25 protein-coding genes, 2 pseudogenes and 1 other annotated feature are annotated in these 25,201 nt (G+C 37.0%); of the genes and pseudogenes, 1 reads left to right on the forward strand and 26 read right to left on the reverse strand.

The window, feature by feature from the left end; genetic code table 11:
• The 4 genes from pstA to ACERII_RS01280 form a co-directional block, all read right to left on the reverse strand.
• The gene (pstA, locus tag ACERII_RS01265; protein WP_373639602.1) at positions 1-906 is read right to left on the reverse strand and encodes a phosphate ABC transporter permease PstA; all 906 of its coding nucleotides are present in this window, start codon (positions 904-906) and stop codon (positions 1-3) included.
• Position 907: 1 nt separating this feature from the next.
• The gene (pstC, locus tag ACERII_RS01270) at positions 908-1,843 is read right to left on the reverse strand and encodes a phosphate ABC transporter permease subunit PstC (protein ID WP_373639604.1); all 936 of its coding nucleotides are present in this window, start codon (positions 1,841-1,843) and stop codon (positions 908-910) included.
• A 117-nt stretch (positions 1,844-1,960) separates the two neighbouring features.
• Positions 1,961-2,914, reverse strand: coding sequence for a PstS family phosphate ABC transporter substrate-binding protein (locus ACERII_RS01275; RefSeq protein WP_373639605.1), 954 nt, complete (start codon positions 2,912-2,914; stop codon positions 1,961-1,963).
• 252 nt (positions 2,915-3,166) lie between these two features.
• Positions 3,167-3,910 carry an MBL fold metallo-hydrolase gene (locus ACERII_RS01280; RefSeq protein ID WP_373639606.1) on the reverse strand — a complete coding sequence of 248 codons (744 nt, stop codon included), beginning with the start codon at positions 3,908-3,910 and terminating at the stop codon, positions 3,167-3,169.
• Between the two features lie 147 nt (positions 3,911-4,057).
• On the opposite strand from ACERII_RS01280, the gene ACERII_RS01285 reads away from it, so the two are divergent.
• Positions 4,058-4,237 carry a DUF3221 domain-containing protein gene (locus ACERII_RS01285; protein ID WP_373639663.1) on the forward strand — a complete coding sequence of 60 codons (180 nt, stop codon included), beginning with the start codon at positions 4,058-4,060 and terminating at the stop codon, positions 4,235-4,237.
• 500 nt (positions 4,238-4,737) lie between these two features.
• Here the strand turns inward: ACERII_RS01285 and rpmA are convergent, their stop codons facing one another.
• From rpmA to ACERII_RS01395, 22 genes and pseudogenes are all read right to left on the reverse strand, one after another.
• Positions 4,738-5,031: a 50S ribosomal protein L27 gene (gene rpmA, locus ACERII_RS01290; protein ID WP_373639607.1), complete on the reverse strand. Its 294-nt coding sequence runs from the start codon at positions 5,029-5,031 to the stop codon at positions 4,738-4,740.
• Positions 5,032-5,048: 17 nt separating this feature from the next.
• The gene (locus ACERII_RS01295) at positions 5,049-5,381 is read right to left on the reverse strand and encodes a ribosomal-processing cysteine protease Prp (protein ID WP_373639608.1); all 333 of its coding nucleotides are present in this window, start codon (positions 5,379-5,381) and stop codon (positions 5,049-5,051) included.
• A 9-nt stretch (positions 5,382-5,390) separates the two neighbouring features.
• The gene (rplU, locus tag ACERII_RS01300) at positions 5,391-5,699 is read right to left on the reverse strand and encodes a 50S ribosomal protein L21 (protein ID WP_373639609.1); all 309 of its coding nucleotides are present in this window, start codon (positions 5,697-5,699) and stop codon (positions 5,391-5,393) included.
• Between the two features lie 10 nt (positions 5,700-5,709).
• Positions 5,710-5,792, reverse strand: a sequence feature (ribosomal protein L21 leader region).
• Between the two features lie 80 nt (positions 5,793-5,872).
• Entirely contained in the window at positions 5,873-7,393 is a 1,521-nt protein-coding gene (locus tag ACERII_RS01305; RefSeq protein WP_373639610.1) for an Rne/Rng family ribonuclease, read from the reverse strand.
• 114 nt (positions 7,394-7,507) lie between these two features.
• The gene (locus tag ACERII_RS01310; protein WP_373639611.1) at positions 7,508-8,341 is read right to left on the reverse strand and encodes a M50 family metallopeptidase; all 834 of its coding nucleotides are present in this window, start codon (positions 8,339-8,341) and stop codon (positions 7,508-7,510) included.
• The gene (locus ACERII_RS01315; protein ID WP_373639612.1) at positions 8,334-9,164 is read right to left on the reverse strand and encodes a peptidoglycan DD-metalloendopeptidase family protein; all 831 of its coding nucleotides are present in this window, start codon (positions 9,162-9,164) and stop codon (positions 8,334-8,336) included. Before ACERII_RS01315 ends, ACERII_RS01310 begins: the two co-directional genes overlap by 8 nt.
• 416 nt (positions 9,165-9,580) lie before the next feature.
• Positions 9,581-10,069: a DoxX family protein gene (locus tag ACERII_RS01320; protein ID WP_373639613.1), complete on the reverse strand. Its 489-nt coding sequence runs from the start codon at positions 10,067-10,069 to the stop codon at positions 9,581-9,583.
• Positions 10,070-10,504: 435 nt separating this feature from the next.
• On the reverse strand, positions 10,505-11,302 hold the full coding sequence (gene minD, locus ACERII_RS01325) for a septum site-determining protein MinD (protein ID WP_373639614.1): 798 nt from the start codon (positions 11,300-11,302) through the stop codon (positions 10,505-10,507).
• 112 nt (positions 11,303-11,414) lie between these two features.
• The gene (minC, locus tag ACERII_RS01330; RefSeq protein WP_373639615.1) at positions 11,415-12,101 is read right to left on the reverse strand and encodes a septum site-determining protein MinC; all 687 of its coding nucleotides are present in this window, start codon (positions 12,099-12,101) and stop codon (positions 11,415-11,417) included.
• A gap of 59 nt (positions 12,102-12,160) precedes the next feature.
• Complete coding sequence (gene mreD / locus ACERII_RS01335) at positions 12,161-12,688, reverse strand: rod shape-determining protein MreD (RefSeq protein ID WP_373639616.1); 528 nt, start codon at positions 12,686-12,688, stop codon at positions 12,161-12,163.
• On the reverse strand, positions 12,685-13,620 hold the full coding sequence (gene mreC / locus ACERII_RS01340; protein ID WP_373639618.1) for a rod shape-determining protein MreC: 936 nt from the start codon (positions 13,618-13,620) through the stop codon (positions 12,685-12,687). Before mreC ends, mreD begins: the two co-directional genes overlap by 4 nt.
• A gap of 13 nt (positions 13,621-13,633) precedes the next feature.
• A complete protein-coding gene (locus tag ACERII_RS01345) occupies positions 13,634-14,674 on the reverse strand; it encodes a rod shape-determining protein (RefSeq protein WP_373639619.1) in 1,041 nt (346 codons plus the stop codon).
• A gap of 582 nt (positions 14,675-15,256) precedes the next feature.
• Positions 15,257-15,460: pseudogene (locus ACERII_RS01350) on the reverse strand (JAB domain-containing protein); the annotation flags it as partial.
• Positions 15,461-15,563: 103 nt separating this feature from the next.
• Positions 15,564-17,375, reverse strand: a complete 1,812-nt coding sequence (locus ACERII_RS01355) for a reverse transcriptase/maturase family protein (protein WP_373639620.1) — start codon at positions 17,373-17,375, stop codon at positions 15,564-15,566.
• A gap of 561 nt (positions 17,376-17,936) precedes the next feature.
• Positions 17,937-18,413: pseudogene (gene radC / locus ACERII_RS01360) on the reverse strand (RadC family protein); the annotation flags it as partial.
• A gap of 73 nt (positions 18,414-18,486) precedes the next feature.
• Entirely contained in the window at positions 18,487-19,065 is a 579-nt protein-coding gene (locus tag ACERII_RS01365; RefSeq protein WP_373639621.1) for a Maf family protein, read from the reverse strand.
• 113 nt (positions 19,066-19,178) lie between these two features.
• On the reverse strand, positions 19,179-20,603 hold the full coding sequence (aspA, locus tag ACERII_RS01370) for an aspartate ammonia-lyase (RefSeq protein ID WP_373639622.1): 1,425 nt from the start codon (positions 20,601-20,603) through the stop codon (positions 19,179-19,181).
• A 231-nt stretch (positions 20,604-20,834) separates the two neighbouring features.
• The gene (locus tag ACERII_RS01375) at positions 20,835-21,974 is read right to left on the reverse strand and encodes a hypothetical protein (RefSeq protein WP_373639623.1); all 1,140 of its coding nucleotides are present in this window, start codon (positions 21,972-21,974) and stop codon (positions 20,835-20,837) included.
• A gap of 213 nt (positions 21,975-22,187) precedes the next feature.
• Positions 22,188-22,859, reverse strand: coding sequence for a type 4a pilus biogenesis protein PilO (gene pilO, locus ACERII_RS01380; protein ID WP_373639625.1), 672 nt, complete (start codon positions 22,857-22,859; stop codon positions 22,188-22,190).
• A complete protein-coding gene (locus tag ACERII_RS01385; protein ID WP_373639626.1) occupies positions 22,856-23,443 on the reverse strand; it encodes a PilN domain-containing protein in 588 nt (195 codons plus the stop codon). The genes pilO and ACERII_RS01385 overlap by 4 nt, the downstream gene beginning before the upstream one ends.
• A 3-nt stretch (positions 23,444-23,446) precedes the next feature.
• Positions 23,447-24,427: a type IV pilus biogenesis protein PilM gene (gene pilM / locus ACERII_RS01390; RefSeq protein ID WP_373639627.1), complete on the reverse strand. Its 981-nt coding sequence runs from the start codon at positions 24,425-24,427 to the stop codon at positions 23,447-23,449.
• Positions 24,428-24,441: 14 nt separating this feature from the next.
• Positions 24,442-25,197: a prepilin peptidase gene (locus ACERII_RS01395; RefSeq protein ID WP_373639629.1), complete on the reverse strand. Its 756-nt coding sequence runs from the start codon at positions 25,195-25,197 to the stop codon at positions 24,442-24,444.
• Positions 25,198-25,201 lie beyond the last annotated feature (4 nt).

The raw sequence follows: 25,201 nt of genomic DNA on the forward strand, positions 1-25,201 counted from the left end.
TTAATATCGTTTCTGAAACTTGTTTCTAATAATGATTGCAATAGAGTTCATTATAAATAGGATAACAAGTAGTACGATAATGGTTGCTGCAGCTAAATTGGCGTACTCATCAACAAGAACAGAGTCAATCGTCCAATAATAAACTTGCATAGGTAACGCTGTAAAGGTGTCAAACATACTGTTTGGAACAGGAATTAATAATGCTGGAATACCAATTACGACTAATGGTGCAGTTTCTCCTATAGCACGTGATAAAGCTAAGATTACACCTGTCAAAATACCAGGTAAAGATGTTGGTAAAACAACATGCTTAATTGTTTGCCATTTTGTCGCTCCCATACCAAAAGACGCTTCACGCAAAAATTGTGGTACGGAGCGAATTGCCTCTTGTGAGGCAACTACTACAATCGGTAAAACAAGTAAAGACATCGTCAAACCACCAGCTATTATACTGGAGCCCAGTCCAAATACTCGTACGAAAATCGTCAAACCTAGCAAACCGAAAACAATAGAAGGTACTCCTGCTAAATTTGTGATATTCGTTTGAATAAACGAATGGATACGGCCTTTCTTTGCATATTCTTCTAAATATAGTGCAGTACCAATTCCTAAAAACATCGTAACTGGCCCCACTATAATCATTAACCAAACAGTTCCAACAATGGCTCCAACAATACCTGCTCGATCTGGGTTAGTAGAAAGTCTATTTCGTAAAAAGTCTAAATTAAGCCAACCTACACTATCTATATAAACACGGTATAAAAGTACTGCTAACACAACTAAACCAAACAACGTGGAAAGTAAGAATAGGTATTTTACAAGTTTGTTTAGTAAAATACGAGTAGCCATTTTCTTTTGTACGACTTCAAGGTTAATATATTTCTTTTTTTCTTCTACTACTTCCATTCTAGTAAACCTCCCTGTATTTGCGAGAGATATATCTTGCAAACATATTCATTAACAAGGTGAAAATAAATAGCGTAAACGCTACTGCATATAAGCTATAATAAGCAGTTGTTCCAGCAGCTGCATCACCACTTGTGACCTCTACAATATAAGCTGTCATCGTTTGCATTGATTGCGTTATGTCGAAAGTAAAATTCTTCGTGCTTCCACTAGCAATAGTAACAATCATCGTTTCTCCTATTGCCCGTGATATTCCTAACACAAAGGAAGCGATAATACCAGAAATTGCAGCAGGGATAACAACACGTAGTGTTACTTCCAATTTTGTAGCCCCAAGCGCCATTGCCCCTTCTCTCATTGCGTTCGGAACTGAATTCATTGCATCCTCAGAAAGAGATGCAACAAGTGGAATGATCATAATCCCCATTACAATTCCCGGACTGAGTGCATTCGTTGCTTGTAAGCCTGGAACAAATTCGCGTAATAACGGTGTAACGAACGTAAATGCAAAGAATCCGTAAACGATTGTTGGTATACCTGCTAAAACTTCAATTAACGGCTTTAATAGTTTCCTCACTTTTTCTGAAGCATATTCACTTAAAAATATCGCTGTTGTTAAACCGATCGGTATGGCAACGAACATTGCAACAAGAGATGTAAGGACTGTTCCTGTAAGTAGGGGTAAAATACTAAACTTTGGATCTACTCTACTTAAAGGCTTTAATTCTGGACTTGTAAAAAATTGAATAATAGATACTTCTTTAAAAAATAAAAAAGTTTCATACACTAAGGTTGAAACAATCCCCACTGTAGTAAGTATCGAGATAGAAGCTAGAAGAAATAAAACTGTTGGGATCATTTTTTCTACGATTGCTCTCACTTTAGATACTCTATCTTTTTGTTGTATTAATTCTTTCACGTTCACAGTTTTTGACATGAAAAACTGCTCCTTTCTCGTTCTCCTTAAGAAGAAAATATTACTATTTGTTCATATTTCTTCGGAAATGATAGGGTGTGCCAAAAGATCTTTTTGACGCACCCTTTTTCCATTATGTTATTTAATCGACTGAACAAACTCTAAACTTTCTTTAAGCTCTGCTTCTGGTAGTGGAGCAAATCCTGTTTCACCTGCAAATTTTGCAGCACCTTCGCTGAAAATGTATTCTGCAAATGCTTTTACTTGTGGTTTTTCTTTTGCTGCATCAATACTTAAGTTTGTAAATACTGGTCGAGTAAAGTTTGCATATGGTCCATCTTCAGCAATTGTATCCAGAGATGGTGCAACTGGACCATTCCCAAAGTCCACTTTTACAGCTGTAATCTTGTCGTCGTTATTTGCATAATAACCGTAGCCGAAGAAGGCAATTCCATTTTTATCTTCTGCAACTAAGTTAACTAATGTAGAATATTCTTGTTGAAGATTAATTCCGTCTACTAATTCTTGCTTTTCGATAATGACATCTACGAAAAACTCGTACGTTCCGTGGTTTTCGTTAGGTCCATAAAAATTTATTTTTTCATTTGGCCATTCAGGACGAATATCTGACCATAATACATTGTCGTCTGCTTTCATTTCCCCTGTAACGAACATTGTTTTAATTTCTTCTTCTGTTAATTCCGTCGCCCAATCGTTTTCTGGGTTAATTACAAGAGTTAGTCCATCTAGCGCAACTTTAAATTCTTTTGATTCAATTTCGTTTGCTTCTAATTCAGCTAATTCTTCTTCCTTAATTCCTCGTGAAGCATTAGCAAAGTCTGTTTCTCCTACTACATACTTTTTCATACCAGCACTAGTTCCAGCTCGTGCAACTTGTACGTTTACATCCTCTTTTTTCATGAATTCCTCAGCAACTACAGACATTAAAGGAAAAACTGTTCCAGATCCGTCTACAATTACATCTCCAGATAGTTTTCCACCACTTGCGTCTGCTTCACTGTCATTAGATCCACATCCAACTGCCATAAATGTTAAAGCTGCCATTGTTAAAGATAAAAGATATTTCTTCACTAGTAATTTCCTCCTAATTGTTATGTTCATAATTTGATAGTATTGTTTGTTTCTCTATCACAATTAGAATTATAATCTCGAATTATTAAGGACAAATAAATAGATTGTAAACAAAGTGTTAATGATTTGTAAATTTATAGATATACAAGCACAAGGGATTATTCACATAAAGTTACCAGGTCTGGTCCCCGAACTTTTTGTGAACAAAAAATAGGAGAGCTCAAATTTGTTTGAGCTCTCCTATTTTCACAATTAATAGTTATTTGTCCATCTAGCCCCTGTTGCTGCTAACCTAACCTTTCCTAAGTAATATTTCTTAGATTCTATCACTAAATTATCATGATTTCCGAAGTGTGGTAGGTGAGTCAATAATAGTTCATTGACGTTTCCTTTGGCAGCTAACGTAGCTGCTTCCTTACTATTCATATGCCCATATGGTCTTGCATCTTGGTCTTCATAAAAGCTAGTCTCGGCAATGAGAAGATCCACCCCATATATAAAAGGAAGTAGGGATTCATCATATGATGTATCTGCTGTGTAAACGAATGTTCCTCCATCAGCTGATTGGACCTTTATGGCATAACATGGAGCGGGATGAGTTGTTTTATGAAAATTAAAAGTGAAAGAGCCTATTTTCAGGGGGGCTTTATCATTATATGGAAAGGCTTTGGCATATGGCTCTTTTCCAAGCTGTTGAAAAGCTGGAAAGTCATCTTGATGCCCAAAAATTTGTAAAGGTCGGTCTATTTTTTTCAAGTTCATATCCACTACACGGCTATACGTCAAAACACCAACATCAGCAACATGGTCGTGATGATAGTGAGACAAGATTACTGCATCAATCTCCCATAAGTTTATATAATTTTGTAACTGAGAAACAGCCCCACTTCCGCAGTCGAGAAGTATTTTTGTATTTTCATCCTCTAGTAAATAACATGACGTTGCACTGTTCTGTTCGGGATATGCACCCCAAAAACCGATAACTGTTACTTTCATTATAATCACCTTCCACCTTATATTTTTGCTTGTAATTATTTTGATTATAGTATGAAGTTAACACGATTTCATTATTATAGATACATCCTGGGAAGTGGATAACGGAAAATTAGTTGTAAGTAATATATTTAAAAAGAGGCCATTAGTATCGATGAAGAATCTTTATTCTCTTCTAGTAATGATTTTGGAAATGCTGTTTGGTATACAGTAGCTGATATAGAACGAATTCTCGAAGTAGGTCTATATGTAAGAGTAGAATATCGTGAAATGGAAGAAAGTTATCCGGGGCAATCAAGAGCTGTGAGTCTACGAATTCTCAAAGAATGACACAAAATTGTCAGGGACCTGGTCCCTGACAATTTTGTGAACAAGAACAAAAAATAGAATTCCTCTCAGCTTAACGATTCCTCGTTATCTTGAGTAAACTTCAGAATAAAAAAAGCGCAAGACGCCCTCTCAGGACCGAAATGCAAATGTTCTGGACGATAAAAAGTGCTTTTTACTTTTTAATCGGCCTGGTTATTTGACACGAGGTCCTGGCGCCTGGAGCTAGACACCTTTCTAAGTTCAAAAATTATATACTTTCTTACCTTTTAAGAAAAGCGCAAGGCGCCCTTTCATGACCGAAATGCAAATCTTCTGGACGAACGAAAAGCGGATGTAGCTAGACAAAAAAAGTGCTTTTACTTTTAATCGTCCAGGTTATTTGACACTAGGTCATGGCGCCTGGAGCTAGACAACTTTCTAAGTCCAAAAACGTTATACTTTCTTCCCTTTCAAAAAAAACCTAATGACTCTAAAAGTCATTAGGTTTTTGATTGTGTTGCTTATGCTTCTTGCGCTACTGGATATACGCTAACTTGCTTGCGGTCACGTCCAACACGCTCGAATTTAACAACTCCGTCTACTTTCGCAAACAAAGTGTCGTCTCCGCCTCTACCTACGTTTACACCTGGGTAAATTTTAGTTCCGCGTTGACGTACTAAAATAGATCCACCAGTAACTTCTTGTCCGTCTCCACGCTTTGTGCCTAAGCGCTTAGCGATAGAGTCACGACCGTTCTTTGTGGAACCTACTCCCTTTTTACTTGCGAATAATTGAAGGTCCAATTGTAAAAACATGGTCTTCACCTCCTGTATCACGATTTAATACGTATAAACTGTCCGTATTGTTCTTCAATCGTTTTTAACGAGTAGAACAATCCTTCCAGTAATAATTGTACTTTCTCATAAGTGTCTGACTCGAGTTTTTCAGGAACACGACAGCGGAGAAAGCCTCCCTCAACACTATTCATCTCTACTTCTAAACGTACACCGCAAATTTCGTTAATAGCATTTACTGCACCAATTGATACAGCAGATGCCCCTGCACATACAAGATCCTTGCCATGCTCAGCGAATTCAGCGTGTCCGTCCATCGTAAATGTATGAATGGTACTATCATCATTCCGTTCAAAAACAACGTTTATCATATGAACACCTTACGCGTTGATTTTTTCAATCGTTACTTTTGTGTATGGTTGACGATGACCTTGCTTACGACGATAGTTTTTCTTAGCTTTGTATTTATACACGATCATCTTCTTGCCACGACCTTGCTTTTCTACTTTAGCCGAAACAGTCGCACCTTCTACGAATGGAGCTCCAACTTTTGTTTCGTCTCCACCTACAAAGATTACACGGTCAAATGTTACTGATTCACCTTCAGCTACATCAAGCTTTTCAATGTAGATTTCTTGGCCTTCAGTTACTTTTACTTGTTTACCACCAGTTTCAATAATAGCGTACATACGGCACCTCCTTAATACTCAGACTCGCCATTACAGGTGCACTTTTAAGGGAAAAATGCTTATAAAACCTGATCTGTGCGGTTATAGCTACTTGGAGATATCCAAACAACTAACAAAGGAAATCATACCATATTTGAAATGCTAGTGTCAATAACATATATGACGAAATCCCTTTATTTATCTACTCTTTGCTTCGATCGAGCTTCCCAAATGCCATGAATTTCATCAACAGAACCCATCAATCTCAGAAAATGGTGTGAAGTCACAGCAACCGATAATTGTGGAAATTTCATACAAAACAATTTTTTCTTCATTTTATTTTCCAACTCTATTAGTTTTTCCTTATTATTCTTCATTAATTCATCCATCAACAATGGACTCACTTCTAATAAAAAGGCATCTGCTTCTGTAAAACGTAAAGTAAAAACATCACGCACTAGTGATGAATAAGCCGAATGAACACTTTGTACTTTCCCACTTCCCTGACAAACGGTACAGTCTTCAAACAGAATAGATTCAAGAGAATTTCTTGTCTTTTTTCTCGTCATTTCCACAAGGCCAAATTTCGTAAATCCACCAATATTCGTTAACGTTCTATCATGAGAAGCCGCAAATTTTAATGCTTCCAGTACTTTTTCTCGGTCCTCATCGAACTTCATGTCGATAAAGTCAATCAATATAATACCACTAATATTTCGAAGTCTTAGGTGTTCTGCAACAGTGTTCGCAGCTTCTATATTTGTTTTTAATACCGTTTCTCGTAGGTTTTCTTTCCCTACATATTTCCCAGTATTAATATCAATTACTGTGAGGGCTTCTGTTTTTTCGATGATTAAAAAACCACCATTTTTTAACCAAACATGACTTCGAACTGATTTATCTAGTTGCTTATTCAAATCATATGTAGAAAATATCTCTTCTGTACTGTTGTGAAAATGAATTTGCTTGCTCCTTTCCATTTCCATCCATGCAGTTAACTTCTTATAATCTTCTAATGTGTCTACAATAACCTCTGTCTCCCCATCAGCCATATAATCCCTAACTACACGATCCAGTAAAGAAGACTGATTATATAATAAACTAGGAGGTTTGATACCTTTGGCAACAGATTCTATCTCTTTATATTGATTTCGTAGTCTTTGTAGTTCATTATTTACTGTTTGTTCATCTACCGTTTCTGATACCGTTCGAAGAATAAGTCCTTCCTCATCTTGTAACCATGACTTCCCCTTGTCGCGCCACTTGTCTCGACTAGATTCATCCTTCATTTTTTTTGAAACAGCGACATACCCTGCTTTTGGTAGGTACACTAAATATTTCCCAGGTAATGAACATACCTCGGTTAAACGAACCCCTTTCGTACCAACAGCTTCCTTCGTTATTTGAACGATTATGGACTGACCCTTTGTTAATATTGACCGTATGGATGGATAGGAATCTTTTTTTGTAGGATCATCTTTGAATGGTTGAAAAGCAAGTAAATCATTTCTGTATAAAAAGCCGTTTTTTTCCGAACCTATGTCTACAAATGCTGCTTCCATTCCAGGAACAATATCAATTACCTTACCAAGAAAGATATTTCCAGACCGAGTTACATTATCCTCTTGCTCATAAAGCCATTCTACTACTTTATTGTTTTCCAGCACCGCACCACGTTTTTCATCTGCAATCATATTTAAAATTACTTTTCGCAAAGAAGTTAGCTCCCATCATATTAAACTGCTTCGACTATTATATAAAGAAAGTCAAAGAGATGGCAAGCTTGTTTTGGTCATTCAAAAGAACACTATACTAGTTGCATTCAGTATTTATATTAGTTTTGCAAGAGGTAAAATTCGCTTCTCTTCATCAAAAAAAGCTTCCAACACTTTGGGTTCTTCCAAAACCACTCCATTTTTCCCAAAAGTAAAGTAATGATATCGCTGCCGATTGACCAATTTCATTGCATCAGACACAGTCCATGTTGGTGAAACAGTAATACATTTTTCTGTTCCATAGGGACCAATTCGTCTTCTTTCTAATAAGAAACGTAAAAACATATAATGTCTTTGTTTCCACTCTAAATAGTGGTGTATCCATAAAAAGATTAACACTACGATTAAATTCAAATGAAAACTTAAATAAAACAAAGAAAAAGCACTTACTAGAAAAAGTAAACATGCGGAAGTGAAATAGCTTCGTCTATGTGCTTTATGAAACGAAGAGAAATAGGAATAAACAGAAAACACTAGTTTCCCACCATCTAAAGGTAAAATGGGAAGTAAGTTAAAAAGCAAAATAACGATATTATGAAAGAGAAAAATGTCATGATCTGCCTGGCTCCAAAAAGGAGTTTGCAACAGTAGGAAACTACCTCCAATTAACCATATATGTTGAATAGGTCCGAAAATGATAACGAGGATTTCTTCTTTTACTGGCCGATTCCCATACTCTTCCGTTTCAGCCATTCCTCCAAATGGAAGAAGGACAATTCGTTTTATCCTCCATTTAAAACGATATGCCATATAACTGTGTCCTAACTCGTGAATGAACACGATAAAAAAAAGCATAAGTAACTCTTTAAAAAGTCCTGTTAATGCACCTATTCCTAAAATCCCCCAAAAAACAGGATGAATCTGAATTTTTCTAATCAAATTAATCAAATGGAACCACTTCGATCGGGTCGACAAATGTATCGTCTTCTTTTAAAGCAAAGTAATACACTCCAACCCCTTCCATCTCAATGTGCGGAGAAACTGTTCCTAATAAATCCCCACTTACAATAGGTGCATACAGTTCTACTGAAATATTGTCTAACATCCCGTACCATGATTCTCCTCCATCAGGATGTCGAACCACAACAACTTTTCCCCATTCACCTTCATCATCTTCCCCAATAAACGTTACATAACCACTTCGGATCGCTTCCACTGCCTGATCTGAATTTGTCTCAACATATACACCGCGACCATTCTCTTGAAACGATTGTCTCACTGTTCCAGTAGCAGGTAACGCATACACATTGTCAAAATCATCCCCATCATCTAAGTTACCTGGTGCTACCATTTCCATATTCGGAGGAAGAAGTGCTAGTGGACGACCAAATGCTTCTTCATACCAATCTGCAACTGCCGTAAATTGAAAGTCCTCATGGAATGAATTTTGAACATACTGTCTCACTCCATCTAGTGTTGAGGATTGAGATTGAAGAAGAATTCCTATTGCAAAAAAGAGACAAACACTTGCTAATATTTGCATGATAAATCGATCTTTTCGAAAAAATGTACCCCCTTGTGATTCAGCAAGTGGTCGTTTGTAGTCATACGAATATAACGTATCTTCTCTTTCATCCACGTGCTTCATGGAGAAAGGAGGGAGGTCCATACCTCTATCACGTTCCCGAACAATTTGCTTATGTGGTGAATGTTTTCTACTTTTTCGCTTTTCATCCATTTTTCTTTTAAGAGTATCAATACGATTTTTCATAGAACGTTCCCTTCCTTATTCCCTAAGAGTTTATGTTTCATATGTATGACTTGTCCTCAGACTATATGCAAGGAAGTTTGTCCATTGGGAGAAGAAGTGGAATACTGTAAATTTTTCACTTAATGTGAAATCATCGCGTGTACACGAACTCCTGTGGGATGCAGAGCAGAGCTGAGACACCCCAGAGCGCTTGCTCTTGAGGAGGCTTGCCAGGCCTTCCCATATGGAAACGAAACGAATGGCAATCTGCGAAGAAAAATGTTCTTTCAGTTGAAAAGTGCTTTTACTTTTAATCGGGAAGGTTATTTGACACGAGACGATGGTGCCTGGAGCTAGACAACTATCAAAGTCTAAAAATTTTATACTTTACCTTTAAAAAAAAGACACTCCCTGAAGAGCGCCTTTTACGAAGTGAATTATTCTGTTGCCAATCTACCTTTGAAAACAGTGTGACGGATATATGGGATTACCCAGCGGTCACCACCAAATTTACCAGCGTTGTAACCAGCAGCTAGGATGAAGATTGTTATTAAAACCATCCAAGGGTTTGTTGAAACTGTTCCAGCAAACATAAATGCAAAGTTCATCATAATTCCGAAGAAAGCAGCAGCTGTAGTTAATACTCCAACAATTAAGCCAAGTCCTACTAATAACTCTCCCCAAGCTACCATAAAGCTAAATACTCCTGCATTAGGAAGTGCGAAATTTTCGATAAAAGCGTGATACGTTGGATATGTGTTCATTACTGTTTCGTTGTTTACTACTCCTGTTAAATAGCCAGCAGCATTAAAGTCACCTGTCACTTTCCCCCATCCTGCTGTTAACCAAGACCAACCAAGATAGATACGTAATAAAGTTAAAGCACCTGCAGCATAAATGTTGTTTCTTAAGAAATTCATAAACATGATAATTCCCCCTATAATTAGTTTGTATTTGTATTTGATAGTTTGTAACCAAAAATTTACTTATTTAAGAAGGTATATTCTTAGTAGTTTGTTCTTGTTGTTTTCATTTATTTGCTTTCTCTTTTTGTTTTTTTACTTTGTGTTCGTTAGTGGTCACTAACTATCTTTAATTACATTATATATCACTTAAGTTTGTGAACCACATCACATATGTGAACATTCCGTTGCAAACTTATGACTAAATTATGTCATCCATTTGAAAAAAACTAGTTAAATTTGTCATTACGTTTTTTACGACTAGAAGTACCATATACATTATGCAGGGAATGCGAATAAACCCAAAAGCCACCCAAATTCCTATTCGCGCATTCCCCTAAAAACAAAAACAAACCAAAGAGCACAACGCTCTTTGGTTTCAAGTCAATTGTTTAGCTATTAAGCTCGAATCCCTAAAAATTTCTTCATTTTAGACATCATTCCACGGTCATTTTCGAGAGACAGTAGCGGAACTGTTTCTCCACAAATTCTTCGCGCAATATTTCGATATGCAATAGATGCCTTAAATTTTGGATTCATTGCAATAGGCTCTCCGTTATTGGAAGCCTTAATTACTTCATCCTCATCAATTACAATCCCTAGTAGCTCGATGGAAAGAATGGTTACAACTTCATCAATATCTAAGGAGTCACCGTTTTTACTCATATGTGGTCGAATTCGATTAATAACTAATCGAGGTGGCTCTACGTCTTCTTTTTCCAATAAACCGATAATACGATCTGCGTCTCTTACTGAAGAAATCTCTGGAGTCGTTACAACAATAGCTTTATTGGCACCTGCAACCGCATTTTTAAAGCCTTGTTCTATCCCTGCAGGACAATCGATTAAAACGTAATCATAGTCCTTTTTGATCTCTCCAATTAGTTTTTTCATTTGATGCGGCTCTACAGCTGACTTGTCCTTTGTTTGAGCAGCAGGTAGGAGAGTTAAGCATTCAAATCGCTTATCAGTTACTAGTGCTTGATGTAAACGACATCGTTCTTCTACAACATCAACGAGATCATAGATAATTCTATTCTCTAAACCCATAACTACATCTAAGTTTCGTAGTCCGATATCTGTATCGACTAGACATACTTTTTTTCCGGATAATGCGAGTGCTGTACCTAAATTCGCAGTGGTGGTAGTTTTACCGACCCCGCCCTTTCCAGATGTTATTACGATAGCTTCTCCCACGTTTCTCTCCCCTTTCATTTCAACCTATATGTAAAAACTATCATTATAGTAAATAATTTATTGTTCTCTGATTACTATCATTCTATCATGAAATAGTATGAAGCTGTAATTTTTATTGAACAAACGATAATTCTGGACGAATATTTGGTAGCCGCTGCAAGCGGTCGAGGACCATTTCTCCCGACTCATCAACATACGCACATTCCATCAATTGTACATCCTTTTCTTCTTTCTCTGGTGCGCGTCTAATAACACCGCCTATTCGTAATTGAGAGGGCAGCATGGAAGAAGCACAGATAACCGCTTCTGTATCTCCTTGAAAGCCGGCATGAGCCATCCCTAATAGTTTCCCCATAACAAATATATTTCCAGTGGCCAAAACCGATCCACCGGGGTTGACATCACCGATGAGTAATAAGTCGCCATCCACTTCCACAACCTGTCCAGAACGAACAACTTTTATAAGACGAGTTACCTGTTGTTTTTTCCGTAATGCTTCAGCTTCCTCTTTTGTAATGACGTCTGAGTCGATAGTTTCTATAATCCCTTGAATATATTCAGATAGAGTATTGCTCAATATATCAATTTGGCTTTCCTCTAAATAGCGTTTCCCCGTTACAAGCTTCACCCTTACAAATGCACCCTCACTATCCATTGACTTAGGGCGCTCCGATAGTTTTTCTTGTAACTCTAAGATAAGGGAGTCGAATGTACATTGATCATTAAGAAAAAATGTTAGTCCATCCTTCGTCCCTTTTATGAGTACGTTTTGGTGTTTTTTTAATTGCTTTGGTGCCATAAGTCTCACCTCAAACCCTCTCCAATGCACTATTTTTTAAAATAGTAAACAAATTTCTATTACACTGTCTCTGCTTCTTCTTTTTTACGCTTTATATATTGGAACATCTTCTTTAATGGATATGCTGCTATGCACACAAAGGCAAAATTAATTAATATGCTTGGTATAAAACGAGTATAGAGAAACTCCTCATGTATGATAGATGTTAATCCTAATAATAACATCATACCGTAAATATAGTAATCAAGCGTAGCAATTGCAATCATACATGTTATTACGATGATCGGTATGTTCCGTTGAAAAAATGGGATAGAGATAGATAGTAAATAAGTAATAAGTCCCATCCCGAAGGCATAGACTCCAAGTATAGACATGAATATCACGTCATATATCACACCTAAAATGACCGCATACATAGTTCCGGTAGCCCTACCACGATAAATACCTGCAAATATAATAATTGCAAATACCCACCGAGGAACAAATATATATGGTGTTCCAAACATATCCGATGCAAAAATTTGAAATACGGTTCCTTCAAATATGAAAAAAACGAAAAGGACGAGGAATAATAAGTAACGAATCATGACTCATCACCCTCATCCTCTGTCTCATCATCCTCTTCTTCCTCTTGCTCCTCTTCTTCCTCAAATTCAATGTCTGGATCAATACCTGGATATAAAGAAGATGTACTTCGTTCAATTACTAACACGTAATCTAACTGTTGAAAATCTGCGGTAGGTTGTACGTATGCAGTTTGAGATAACCCAAATTCATCCGTTTCATAAGTGACAATTTCACCAATAAGTAGTTCACTTGGGAAAATACCTCCTAAACCGGACGTCCATACTAACATGCCTTCTTCTATTTCTGCATCAATATCCAGCCGTGTAAACTTCAACGTTCCTGTAGCGTCATCGATCCCCTCAATAAAACCATATATAGACTGTTCTCCATCAGCAAAGGCAGAAATTCGATTTGTTCGGTCATGGTCACTCAATAGCTGCACAGTAGAAGTAAATTGAGAAGTTTGGCTTATTTTTCCTACCAATCCTTTAGAAGTCATCACTGCCATGTTTACTTCAATTCCATGCTGTTCTCCTTTATTAATACCAATAAATTCGTTCCATCGATCAGGAGAACGATGAATAACAAGTGCAGTTCGCACATTGTATTGATTGAGACTTTCCCTCACATCTAATGATGCCATTAGTTCTTCATTATGTCTGCGAAGTTCATTCACTTCCACTTGAAGGGCGGCATACTCATCTAAATGTGACTTTAAAATACGATTTTCCTCATAAAGGTTCTTAATTTCATCTAGGTTCTCAAAGAAACCCGCTACAAAATGAGCGGGTCTTGAAAAGCCAGATTGAACCCAGCCGACGCTGTCCGTAATAAACTGCTCCGGCCATGATAAAGAACGACGTTCACTCATGGAGTACCCAATAAGTGCAACGAGTATGATAATACATACAAGTAAGATGATGAGTCGCTTATTGGAAAAAAATGACTGCATTTGCGACACCTACTTATCCTTTTCTATTTGATCGTACTGTAATACCAGCCTTTGATCTAAAAAGATGTAAATTCTCTAACGCTTTTCCTGTTCCGATTGCAACACAATCCAACGGGTTTTCTGAAACAAGAACTGGCATGTTCGTTTCGTCTGAAAGAACCTTATCTAAATTACGTAATAAAGCTCCACCACCAGTCAAAACAATACCGCGATCCATAATATCCGCAGCAAGCTCTGGAGGTGACTGCTCTAATGTATCTTTTACCGATTGTATTATTTGTGCAACAGTATCTTCTAATGCTTTTGCTATTTCTACAGCTGAAATGGTGATTGTTTTCGGTAATCCACTAACTAAATCTCGTCCACGAATATCCATTTCATCTGCAGTATCTGGCGTGCCGGCAGAGCCAATTTCAAATTTAATTGCTTCTGCTGTACGTTCCCCGATCATTAAGTTGTATTTCTTTTTCACATATTGCGCGATTGCTTCATCCATTTCATCCCCAGCAACACGGACAGATTCACTTGTAACGATACCGCCAAGGGATATGATCGCTACTTCTGTTGTTCCACCACCGATATCAACAATCATACTTCCTGTTGGTTCCCACACTGGAAGATCTGCTCCAATAGCAGCAGCAAATGGCTCTTCGATCGTATATGCTTCTCTTGCACCTGCTTGCTTTGTAGCGTCTTCTACTGCTCTTTTTTCCACAGCAGTAATTCCAGATGGAACACAAACCATAACATTTGGTTTTCGAGTAAAAATACCACGTTGGCGCAAAGCCTGTCTAATAAAATATTTCATCATTGTTGCTGTTGTATCAAAATCAGCAATAACTCCATCTTTCATCGGTCGAATCGCAACGATATTTCCTGGAGTACGTCCAATCATGTTTTTCGCATCATTTCCTACTGCTTCTATAGATCCTGAGTCAGTTCGAATTGCCACAACAGAAGGCTCACGTAAGATAACCCCTTTACCTTTTACGTAAACGAGGGTATTCGCAGTACCTAAATCAATTCCTAAATCTCTTGAAAAACCACCAAACATCTATGTAATCTCCCTTCATTATAAGAAAAGCATTCATGAAAAAATCAAAGTGTTATTTTGTAAATTAGTCACGAACTCATATCGTTAATTATACTCAATATTTTAAGGAAAGAGTAGCATTTTCATACGAACATCTAGAAAAACTTCTATGAATAAATAAAATGTCTATTTTTCCAAAAAAAATGATACAAAAATCCTTATCTTATCCTAACATAATGATATTAACATGTACATGAGGGAAAGTGAGAATCAGAAATAAGAGAGGGAGTTAAATTCCCTCTCAGTGAGAAGGTTTAATTATATGTCTACCCAGAAAATACGTTGCTCAATACGTGGTTAACTTATCTAGTACTCCTAACTTTGTTGGTATATTCCATTCGCTCCAGTCCACTCCTTTCCTGTGGGGAGTTTGCCGAACCGAGCCCCCTCAAGCGCAAGCGCTCTGCGGTGTCTCGCCTCTGCTCTGCTTCCCACTGGAGTTCCGATGGCATTCGCTCATTCCATCGGAAGTTTATAGTACTACTATACTTCCATACGGATTTTTATCCGCATGATAAATTCGTATACACTCATCCATACATATTATATATACCCTTTCTCCTTCAACGAACAAAATTTTTTATCGCCGATGATGAGATGGTCGAGGAGGTCAATGCCTAGCATTCTACCGCATTGCACGAGACGTTTTGTAACCTCAATATCTTCGTTACTTGGTGAAACATCTCCGGATGGATGATTATGAAGGCAGACAATAGATGCGGCAGAATAGCGAAATGCTTCTTTGTAGTAGGGTAAGTACCCAGCGCCTTGCTTAATTACTTAAGTAGGTTTCCAAGCACTTCCCTCCAAACCGTACGTACTCCTCTCAGAGTATACGGCTTTCCATTTATCAATCTAACTTCCCATTGTGTAAATCATGGTGGCACCTTTCACACATTGCAATTGTCTTACGATTTCTTGCAATCATGAACTGTTCCCATCGTTTTTTACCTTTTAGATTCTTAAGTTTATTTACATGGTGCATCTCCAAAGGAGTGTTATCCGTTCCACACCATTCACATTTTTCTGCTAAAAGGCGTTCGATAAGACTCGTTCTACCTCCATATTTTGTAGTATCAGTAACTAAGTCAACCTCTTCATTTTTTATCTTCGTATCTTTTTCCATTCTTTGTTCTATGAAATATGCAATACGTTGTCCTTCCTTCGTCTTATAACGAACGCCAAATGTACCGTTAATTGAGAATTTATTTATGATTTTGCTGACGGTACTTTTGTATTTTTTTGCATAAGTTTTAATCATGCTAAATTTCATCGTTTGACGAAAAGATTGTAAAACATGTACATTACTAGCTAATCTGTAGTAATTATACAAGCCCCTTATTTCGGAATTGTATTGTCTTAATATTTCAAGGTCGTCATTATGGACTAAATACGTTCTATGAATCGGTTTCCATTGATTATTTTTTCCTAGACTTAACGCGCCTAAATCAATGAGTTTTTTGATGTATTTTTCATGCGGAACAAAAAGTTTGGCTTGGAAATTGAATTTCCTTTTTTGCGTGTCATTTGGCATTTTCATTGTTTGCCAATCCCTTGCCACTCTTATATCGTATCCAAGAAATCTTGCATCCTTTTTACTGTGCGTTATCAGCGTTTTTTCTGCACTAAGTTCAAGTCTTAGTTTATCAGCTAGAAAATCAGTTAAATCCTGTTTGATTTTCTCTGTTTCTTCCTTACTCGCTATAACACCAATCAGAAAATCATCCGCATATCTCACATATTTCATTCTTCGATAGTTCGGGTCAAACAGGTCTTTGCTGTCATGTTTTATTAGTTCTTTGTATAGAGCTTTTAATTCAATAGCTCGTTTCGTTCTGCTCTCTTTATCTAAATGTGACCATTCACGTTTATTCTTATATTTCCGATGATTTATTCTCCCTGCTAAGTTATGATAGACGAGATTATGCTTTCTTTTATCACCTTTGTTGAAGTTGAATGTGTATTCCTCGACATATTTATCTAATTCATTAAGGTAAATATTAGAAAGAATTGGGCTAATAATGCCACCTTGTGGGGTGCCACTATGTGTTTTATGAAAAATCCAGTCTTCTACATAACCTGCACGTAGGAATTTCCAAATCAATTTGATGAATTTCTCATCCTTAATTTTTCTCCTTAAGATGTTAATAAGAGTGTGGTGGTCGATATGGTCGAAGAAACCTTTTATGTCACCTTCAATGAACCATCGAGTTCCAGTAAAGGTGTTTTTGATTTGTTTGAGAGCAGTATGACAGCTTCTGTTCGGTCGAAATGCATGTGAGTTTTCAGAAAAATTGGGTTCATATATGCTTTCGAGAATTCTTCTAACAACTTCTTGAACTAGCTTATCTCCAAAGGTTGGCAAACCTAGTGGTCTTTGTTTTCCATTCTTCTTTGGGATATAAATTCTTCGTGCAGGATTTGGCTGATATGTCTGATTCTTGAGCTTTTCGATAAGAGTATTAATTCTCTCTAAACTCATTCCATCTATGGTGTCTTCATTAATACCTTTGGTGTTGCTACCTTTATTAGGGTAAATTTTTGAATAGGCATCTAGAAAAAATTCAATGTTATATAGGTTCCGATACAATCGTTTGTAGGTATAATTTTTATCTTTTGCATTGGAAGTTAGACTGTTTAATACTAGTTTTGGATTTCTCATAGAGCCTCTCGCTCCTTTCCAATTTTGTATTAAACTGATAAACTACTCTCCTTCGCCATGTAATAGGCTTTCCCTATCTCAGACTACTACGAGAGCTCCGTTGCCATATTGGATATTCAGACTCAAATTGTCATAGCCATTATTGGCGTTCCAACTTAGGCAATCCCCATTTAGACATTTAGAAACATAGCAAATCAATAGTTTCGGATGTGACTTTCGCTCGTTTCTTCCATATAGAAGTTGGACGAAGTAGTATCACTTCATGCTTCTCGAAGTCTTTAAGAAACATGCATACTTCATATAGCGTTAATCGTTACCTCCCGCTATAGGTTCCCGTAGTCCTCCTTGAGCTATCATTCAAGCAATTCAGCTTTCATCCTTATCTATGAAGTTTCATCTCGCCATTCAGTCGTGTCTTGGTAACTAGACAACTTATGGCTTTGCCAACATGCTACACTCCCCGTTTAGTTTCCCTTACGGATAAGTTGGCTGATGATAGGGTGTTAATTGTGATATTTCCCTACTGCTTTGCCAAAGCAGATTTTCTAAATGCCCTTATGGGCGCACAACCTCACGCGGATGCACGATCGATGCATTTAGACTCCCGATGAAAATGGTTTGTTTATGTAGTACATGATTCTTTGTGTTTAAATAAAGACATACGAAATGCTCTTGTGTTAGATGACGCATTTCCTCCATCATATAATTCGCCGCATCTTCTGGAGAGCGGATTGTGTAACGCTCTTCTATGGAAAACTGTTGTATTCTTTTTCCTAACTCCATGGCGGCCTTTAACAGAACTGCTTTAGCTTCACCAATACCTTTAATATCTTGCAGTTCTTTCACAGACGCTTCTCTAAGTAACTTAATACCATCAAATGACTGAAGTACTCTACCGGACAACTGAATGACTGATTCTGATCTTGTACCAGAACCGAGCAATATAGCGATCAACTCCTGATTTGAAAGTACATGTGCTCCTTCTTTCACCATTCTTTCTCTCGGACGTTCACTTTTCGGAACATCCCGAATCATCATTGCCATACAAAAAACTCCTCCTTTATAACCCTACTATAAGAACGGATGTAATAACAAAGGAGGAGGACCAGTCTTATGTTTGAGGGTAACCTTCTATTTCAAATTCCTTCAACGCACGAACAACTTTTGCAATAGGTAGTCCAACAATAGAGAAATAATCACCTTTAATGCTTTCTACAAGGGTTGCACCGATGCCCTGTATTCCGTATGCGCCAGCTTTATCAGCTGGTTCTCCTGATCGAACGTACGCATCTATTTCATCTTCTTCTAACGAATAGAATTTAACATCGGAGACTTCAAAAAAGGAAACATGTTTTTCCTTACTAACAATATACACACCAGTATATACTTGGTGGGCTCTACCTGATAATCGTTGTAGCATTTCTTTTGCATCATATTCATCTTTCGGTTTTCCAAGAACGTGGTCATCTACTACTACAATCGTATCTGCACCAAGAACGATAGCATGGGAAAAACGCGAATAAACTTCTTCCGCTTTCTGCTTTGCTAGAGAAATTACTAAATCACCAGGTGCTTCTTCATTATTCATTTCTTCTTCAACTAAACTCGCTTCAATGGAAAAAGGTACGTGAACTTGCTTCAATAACTGTTTTCTTCTCGGAGATTGAGAGGCTAAAATTAAAGGTTTCATGTGGACCCCCTTATCAAATAGTTGCTCCATTTGCTAAAGGTTGATATAAGTATACATAATATTAGCAAATGGAACAATTGTTTTTTGAAATTACATCATTCAAATGTTACTAACTAGTCTTCTTCCCCGAAAATTAACTCTGGTGCAGCAATTCCAGGGTTCGTCATTTCTTTAGGATCTAGAATACGATCAAGCTCTTCCTCACTTAGTAAGCCTCGTTCAATACAAATCTCCCGTACAGGTCGATTGGACGTAATAGCTTCTTTTGCAATACGCGACGCTGTTTCGTAGCCAACATGAGGATTAATTGCTGTAATTATTCCCACACTGTTTTCCACAAGCTCCCGACAACGCTCTACATTCGCTGTAATTCCTTCTACTGCATATTCTCGGAAAACTTTAATGCCGTTTTGTAAAATGGTAAATGATTGCAATAAGTTGAACACTAATACAGGTTCCATCACATTCAATTCTAGTTGACCAGCTTCTGACGCCAAGCTTATGGTATGATCGTTTCCAATTACTTGGAAGGAAATTTGGTTTATCACTTCGCACATAACTGGATTTACTTTTCCAGGCATGATAGATGATCCAGCTTGTCTAGGTGGTAAATTAATTTCGTTTATCCCTGTTCTAGGTCCGGAACTCATAAGACGTAAATCATTTGCTATTTTAGATAAATTAATAGCAAGAATTTTCATTGCACTAGATAATTCCGTGTACACATCTGTGTTTTGGGTTGCATCTACTAAATCCTCTGCACGATGAAATGGCATCCCTGTCATTTCTGCCAGATTTTCTGTTACTTTTTCAATATATTCAGGCATAGCGTTTAACCCTGTTCCTACTGCCGTTGCACCCATGTTCACTTCATATAATAAGTCGATCGATTGCTTTAACCTTCGCAAATCACGAGTAAGCATTCTTCTATAGGAACCGAATTCTTGTCCTAAACGAATGGGAACAGCATCTTGTAGATGGGTTCTTCCCATTTTTAACACATCATCAAATTCTCGTTCTTTCTTTCTCATCGTCTCAACTAAGGATGTTAACGATTTAATTAAACCGTCCGAAAGGTGCAAACAAGCTATATGAATAGCAGTAGGAAACGTGTCATTGGTGGATTGCGCCATGTTTACATGGGTATTAGGACTCACCTTCATATAATCCCCTTTTTTTCCACCTAAGATTTCGATAGCTCTGTTTGCAATAACTTCATTTGCATTCATATTAAAGGAAGTTCCCGCTCCACCTTGAATACTATCCACGATAAAGTGCTCATTTAATTTTCCTTCAATTACATCATCCGATGCCTTCATTATAGCTTCGCATATTTTTTTGTTCAGTACGCCCACATCGGCATTGGCTTTTGCTGCAGCTTTTTTTACATATCCAAAGGCACGAATTAATTCTGGGTGCGGTGGATACCCGGTAATGGGGAAATTTTCTTGTGCACGCACGGTTTGGATTCCGTAATATGATCCAGCATCAATTTCTCGTTCTCCTAATAAATCGCGTTCTGTTCTTGTTTGCTTCATTGTATCCGACCTTTCTTTTATTTTTCATGAAAAACAAAGTCTAATTACTCGTAGAAAAACGTTAATAAAAACTTACTTCTATTTTCTACTGGCTACTCCCTTTATTATTTGAAGGAATTCTTCCCACTGTATAGTATATATGTTTATCCTCTATATCATAAAGCATAAAGAAAAAGGTTTGTTTTTACTCTGTCAACGAGAAAAAAAACCAGTGAATTTGTTACTCACTGGTTAGTAGTTTCCATTTTGATCTAAAATAAATTCAACAAGTTGTTCATAAATTAATGCCATTGATAACACGCTATTTTGAAGATCCCAGCCGATGTCTTGTGTTATCGTTGATTCAATCATATCATCCATAGTAGAATTTCCATCTTCCAACCACATCTTTGCCAATCTATAAACTGGATCCTCTTCATCATATCTTTCCAACTCTTCAAAAGCTTCGTTCCATTGATTTTTCCATTGTATAAGAGATTCTAGTTCACCGTTTACTTCATTACCTAATACTGCTTGGGAAGCAATGCCAGCAATACTTTCCATCCAAGAAACTCCTGTTTGCATAAATTCTCCAAAATCCTCGGAAACAAACTCTCCATATCCATACACGTTAAATCCTTTAACATATGTGGCTTCTTCTGCTTCCTCATAAATAGCAGCAATCCCTTTTGCATCTTCTTCCATGTTACTAATACCTATAAACAAGTATCGTAAATCATTATTATCTTGCATGTCCGTTAATACAGCCGGGAATCCCTTTCTGTGAAAAGTTGCAACTGTTTCTTCCCCTTTTTCTAACGTAGAAAAAGCCCCACCTTGAATGACAAATAACTCTAATCCCGGTATTAAGAAGCCTTCTTCTGTATCGTCTGGAATTACAGCTCCTTGGCTTGAAGGTACATTCGTATTTCCAGCGCCGCTCACTACGGTAGAATCTCCGGCTGTAAAAATATTTAGGAGCATTAAACCAAATGCACTCCCAACAAAGATAGCACCTAAGATTGATAGAAAAACGGAATTCCTAAAAAATTCAAAGGATAAGGAAAATTTAAATGGACCACGTTTTTTGCGTTTAACTGGAGGTAGTTTGGGACTTTTATCACGATTCCCATCATCCCAATAAGGAGCAGTGCGATCCTCTTTTTCCTCTCTTTTCTTTCCTAAATCCACTATTTTTTTTGTTTCACTTTCTTCCTCTTTTCGCTCAAATGTCACCCAGTCATTGTTTGATTGCTCAGCAGAAGCTGCCATCTCCTCTTGAACAGATGGTGTTTTGCTCTTTTGTCTATCTGAAGTTATACTTTTCGAATCTTCATTATATACTTGTTCTTTCCCATTGAGACGGATCGATATATTCTTTGGTTTATCCATTACGACCTGACTCCTTTCCACCTAGCCTCTTTTCTATTATTCTATTAATAAACTTCTGTTCATAGAACCATATTTATTATTTTTTCATTTTACTAGTTTCGATACTAGAGAATATGTATTTGTTCCCGTCTTTATACTACTTAACTTATTTTCACAATAAAAAATGGTTATATCAAGAGCATTTCGCACTGATATAACCAAAAATTATTACCTTTATTCGAACGGATTATGCTTTCCACTAGGCTGTTGAAAAGATGGACTATTTTGTAATTCTCCTAGTTCCTCTAGTAGATCAGGTAAGTAATAGGTACTTACATTTACCTGAAAGGAAAGGGTTGATCCCTCCTCATTTTCTGAAGGTTCTGTGAAGGATAGGGATGATACCTTAGTAATTCTTTCTAGCTTTTCTAATTCCTCAATAAACTGATAGAGACCTTCAAATGAATTCGCAGTCACTTGTAATGATCCATTCACTTGATGAATTGTTTGCTCTATTGAAGAAGATGATGTATCATCTCCCTCTTCTTCCTCTTCATTTAATAGAGTTATTTGAAATTGACTTTTTGAAAAACTATAGTTTTGGACTGTCACATTGGCTGCATTTTCTGCTCCTTCTAATTGTACTAACCAATTCTCAATAAAAGGAGAAGTTGGAACCTTCTTTAGCATTTCTATAGTTTCTTCCTGATTCATTTCAGGAGCTTCTACTTTTCCTTGCAACATTGTTTCGTATAATTCTTCTTCTGTTTTTAGCTGCTGTTTCGCCTTTGCCAAATCATTTTGTAAAGGTGCAAGATAAATAAAATAAACAGCTACTAAGGATAAGAGAACAAGTAACACGAATGCTATGATAAACTTTTGAATTCTATTTTTATCAATATTCATCCATTGTCTCCTTCCCCAACTAAATGAACTGTGGATACATTCTCTTCTAACTTTGTGAGTTCATCTCGATCAAACGTAATGGTATAAGAAGCAGAATACCTTGTTTCAGTTTCTGATTCGATAAGAGATACAGAATGAATCATAACATCTGTCACAACAGATAATGATTGCAAATGATGGAGGTAGCTTGCAACTTCTCTTTGATTTGAAAATACTGCATTGATTTGCACAGTGCCTCCATCTGTATATTGATAATTAGTAAAAAAACCTTGAGTTGGTAACTGATTTGCCAATAGATTTACTACTTGCGCAGATGATATGTACTGATCTTCTATATACGTTACAGAACGATCAAGATGCGGTGTCTCTACCTGCAATTCTGCCTGTTGTGATGCAATAAGCTGAAGTTGCTTTACTGTTTCGATATTATTCTCTATCTGCGCCTGCTCCCGCTGCAGTGATTGATAATAAAAAATTCCAGCTATTAAGATAACCATGGATATACCATAGGTGATGCCTACTGCTGTTACTACTATATAATTTTTCTTTGGTTTTTTTGGTAATAAGTTAATTTCCACAGACATGGGCTACACCTCTTTTAAACATAAGCTTAATGGTAATAAATACTGGTCAGGAATATCATTTCTCACTTTCTCCATCACCTTTAGGGTAGCTGGTGAATTTAAGGAGCTAACTTTCTCTTTAATAGTAGTGAAAAGCATAGGATGATCACCTAAGAGAATCATATTCGTAATTTCTTTTGTACCTTGATGCATAGAATATTTATAAAAATTCATTACTCGTTCTATTTCTAAGAGTTGATCATCAATGTCGCCATCTATCTTCAATTTATTTTTGAATTCATACTTTATCATACCTTCTTCCAAATGAATGGAAACATCATCCTTCCCTAAGTTATAAGCTAAATGTCTCATGAAAATAGGAACATCTTGATGAAAGATAGATATATTAATGGATGTCAAGCTCCATTCAATAAAAAGAAAATGCTGTTCATCTGCAGCTTCAATGCTTTGTTCAAAATAACGATAAAGAGAAAGACCTCCGATGTCTGCAACAATTGGTTTTAACTTTGCATTCTCAAGCTTCTTTGAATACTCCAATACTTGTTCCTCTGGGGTTGCAAAAAATAAAATATCTCTACTTTCCACAATTTCACTTTCTTTTTCTAGAATATGAAAGTCGAAGTATGCATCATCAAAGGGAAGATGAATGGACGCCCCTATTTCAAAGTTTAGATACCCACGTATATCTTCCTCTTCTAAATTTGCTGGAATCGAAAGTTTTCGAAAAAAAACGGAAGAATCAGGTATGAAAAACATAATTTCTTTGTTTTTTAGCTTCCAATCTTGAACACATTCTTCTAACAGTTGTTGAAATCTAGCTCCATCAACAATTTTTCCTTTTTCTATAACTCCCATTGGTACATGCTTTTCTCCAAAGTTGTCTACATTAGTAAAGGAAGGACCTTTTGTAGCGACATAGCGGATGACGTGGTCTTTGATTTGGATACCGATAGTTTGTTTACTAGAAAGAGTCAATGAAAACAAGGAAACTTCCTCCTTTAAAATAATAATTGAATATACCATTCAATGATGGAGTTATGAAAAAAGTAACTTATCAGACTACCGATTGCTATAAACGGTCCGAAGGGAATAGGACTACCTTTTTCTACTTTCTTCCCCATTCTCGCAGCGATCCCTACCACTGCACCTAAGAAACTAGCTATGAAAAGGGCAACGAACACTCCTGTTAAACCTAGTACGATTCCTAACACTCCAAATAGCTTAATATCTCCGCCTCCCATACCACCTTTACTCACAATCGCTATTAGTAGAAGAATTCCAAAACCAACTACAGCACCTACTATGCTGTCCCACCATGGTGTTAGCGGAGAAATGACTGTTAATAAAATAAAGAGTGGTAAAAAGAAAAGAAGGACCTTATCAGGAATGAGCATGGTTGATAAATCAGATACAGTGATAATAATTAATAATGATATAAGCGCAAGTGCGATTGGCAATTCCTTTGACCATCCCACCAGTAATGGCGAAATCGTAAAAAGACATGCAGTTAACGCTTCATAAAATGGATAAACAGGAGATATTTTCGTTGCACAATTACGACAGCGACCCTTTTGAAGGAAAAAAGAAAGGATTGGAATTAATTCCATCCATGTTAGGTTCTTATTACAAGCAGGACAATGGGAACCAGGGGAAACGATTGATTCCCCTGCTGGCACCCGTAAGCCTACAACATTATAGAAGGAGCCCAGAATGGCACCTAGGATGAAAAGATAGATGTGAAGTGTAAGTTCCATGTTT

The sequence above is a fragment of the Evansella sp. AB-rgal1 genome, from assembly GCF_041820985.1.
Lineage (GTDB): Bacteria > Bacillota > Bacilli > Bacillales > Salisediminibacteriaceae > Evansella.

What these genes read in the sequence shown, in the direction of transcription:
- pstA (WP_373639602.1), bottom strand. Translation starts at nt 906, where the DNA reads ATGGAAGTAGTAGAAGAAAAAAAGAAATATATTAACCTTGAAGTCGTA.
- pstC (WP_373639604.1), bottom strand. Translation starts at nt 1,843, where the DNA reads ATGTCAAAAACTGTGAACGTGAAAGAATTAATACAACAAAAAGATAGA.
- ACERII_RS01280 (WP_373639606.1), bottom strand. Translation starts at nt 3,910, where the DNA reads ATGAAAGTAACAGTTATCGGTTTTTGGGGTGCATATCCCGAACAGAAC.
- rpmA (WP_373639607.1), bottom strand. Translation starts at nt 5,031, where the DNA reads ATGTTTTTACAATTGGACCTTCAATTATTCGCAAGTAAAAAGGGAGTA.
- ACERII_RS01295 (WP_373639608.1), bottom strand. Translation starts at nt 5,381, where the DNA reads ATGATAAACGTTGTTTTTGAACGGAATGATGATAGTACCATTCATACA.
- rplU (WP_373639609.1), bottom strand. Translation starts at nt 5,699, where the DNA reads ATGTACGCTATTATTGAAACTGGTGGTAAACAAGTAAAAGTAACTGAA.
- ACERII_RS01315 (WP_373639612.1), bottom strand. Translation starts at nt 9,164, where the DNA reads ATGAAAAATCGTATTGATACTCTTAAAAGAAAAATGGATGAAAAGCGA.
- ACERII_RS01320 (WP_373639613.1), bottom strand. Translation starts at nt 10,069, where the DNA reads ATGTTTATGAATTTCTTAAGAAACAACATTTATGCTGCAGGTGCTTTA.
- minC (WP_373639615.1), bottom strand. Translation starts at nt 12,101, where the DNA reads ATGGCACCAAAGCAATTAAAAAAACACCAAAACGTACTCATAAAAGGG.
- mreD (WP_373639616.1), bottom strand. Translation starts at nt 12,688, where the DNA reads ATGATTCGTTACTTATTATTCCTCGTCCTTTTCGTTTTTTTCATATTT.
- mreC (WP_373639618.1), bottom strand. Translation starts at nt 13,620, where the DNA reads ATGCAGTCATTTTTTTCCAATAAGCGACTCATCATCTTACTTGTATGT.
- ACERII_RS01345 (WP_373639619.1), bottom strand. Translation starts at nt 14,674, where the DNA reads ATGTTTGGTGGTTTTTCAAGAGATTTAGGAATTGATTTAGGTACTGCG.
- ACERII_RS01355 (WP_373639620.1), bottom strand. Translation starts at nt 17,375, where the DNA reads ATGAGAAATCCAAAACTAGTATTAAACAGTCTAACTTCCAATGCAAAA.
- ACERII_RS01365 (WP_373639621.1), bottom strand. Translation starts at nt 19,065, where the DNA reads ATGAAACCTTTAATTTTAGCCTCTCAATCTCCGAGAAGAAAACAGTTA.
- aspA (WP_373639622.1), bottom strand. Translation starts at nt 20,603, where the DNA reads ATGAAGCAAACAAGAACAGAACGCGATTTATTAGGAGAACGAGAAATT.
- ACERII_RS01375 (WP_373639623.1), bottom strand. Translation starts at nt 21,974, where the DNA reads ATGGATAAACCAAAGAATATATCGATCCGTCTCAATGGGAAAGAACAA.
- pilO (WP_373639625.1), bottom strand. Translation starts at nt 22,859, where the DNA reads ATGAATATTGATAAAAATAGAATTCAAAAGTTTATCATAGCATTCGTG.
- ACERII_RS01385 (WP_373639626.1), bottom strand. Translation starts at nt 23,443, where the DNA reads ATGTCTGTGGAAATTAACTTATTACCAAAAAAACCAAAGAAAAATTAT.
- ACERII_RS01395 (WP_373639629.1), bottom strand. Translation starts at nt 25,197, where the DNA reads ATGGAACTTACACTTCACATCTATCTTTTCATCCTAGGTGCCATTCTG.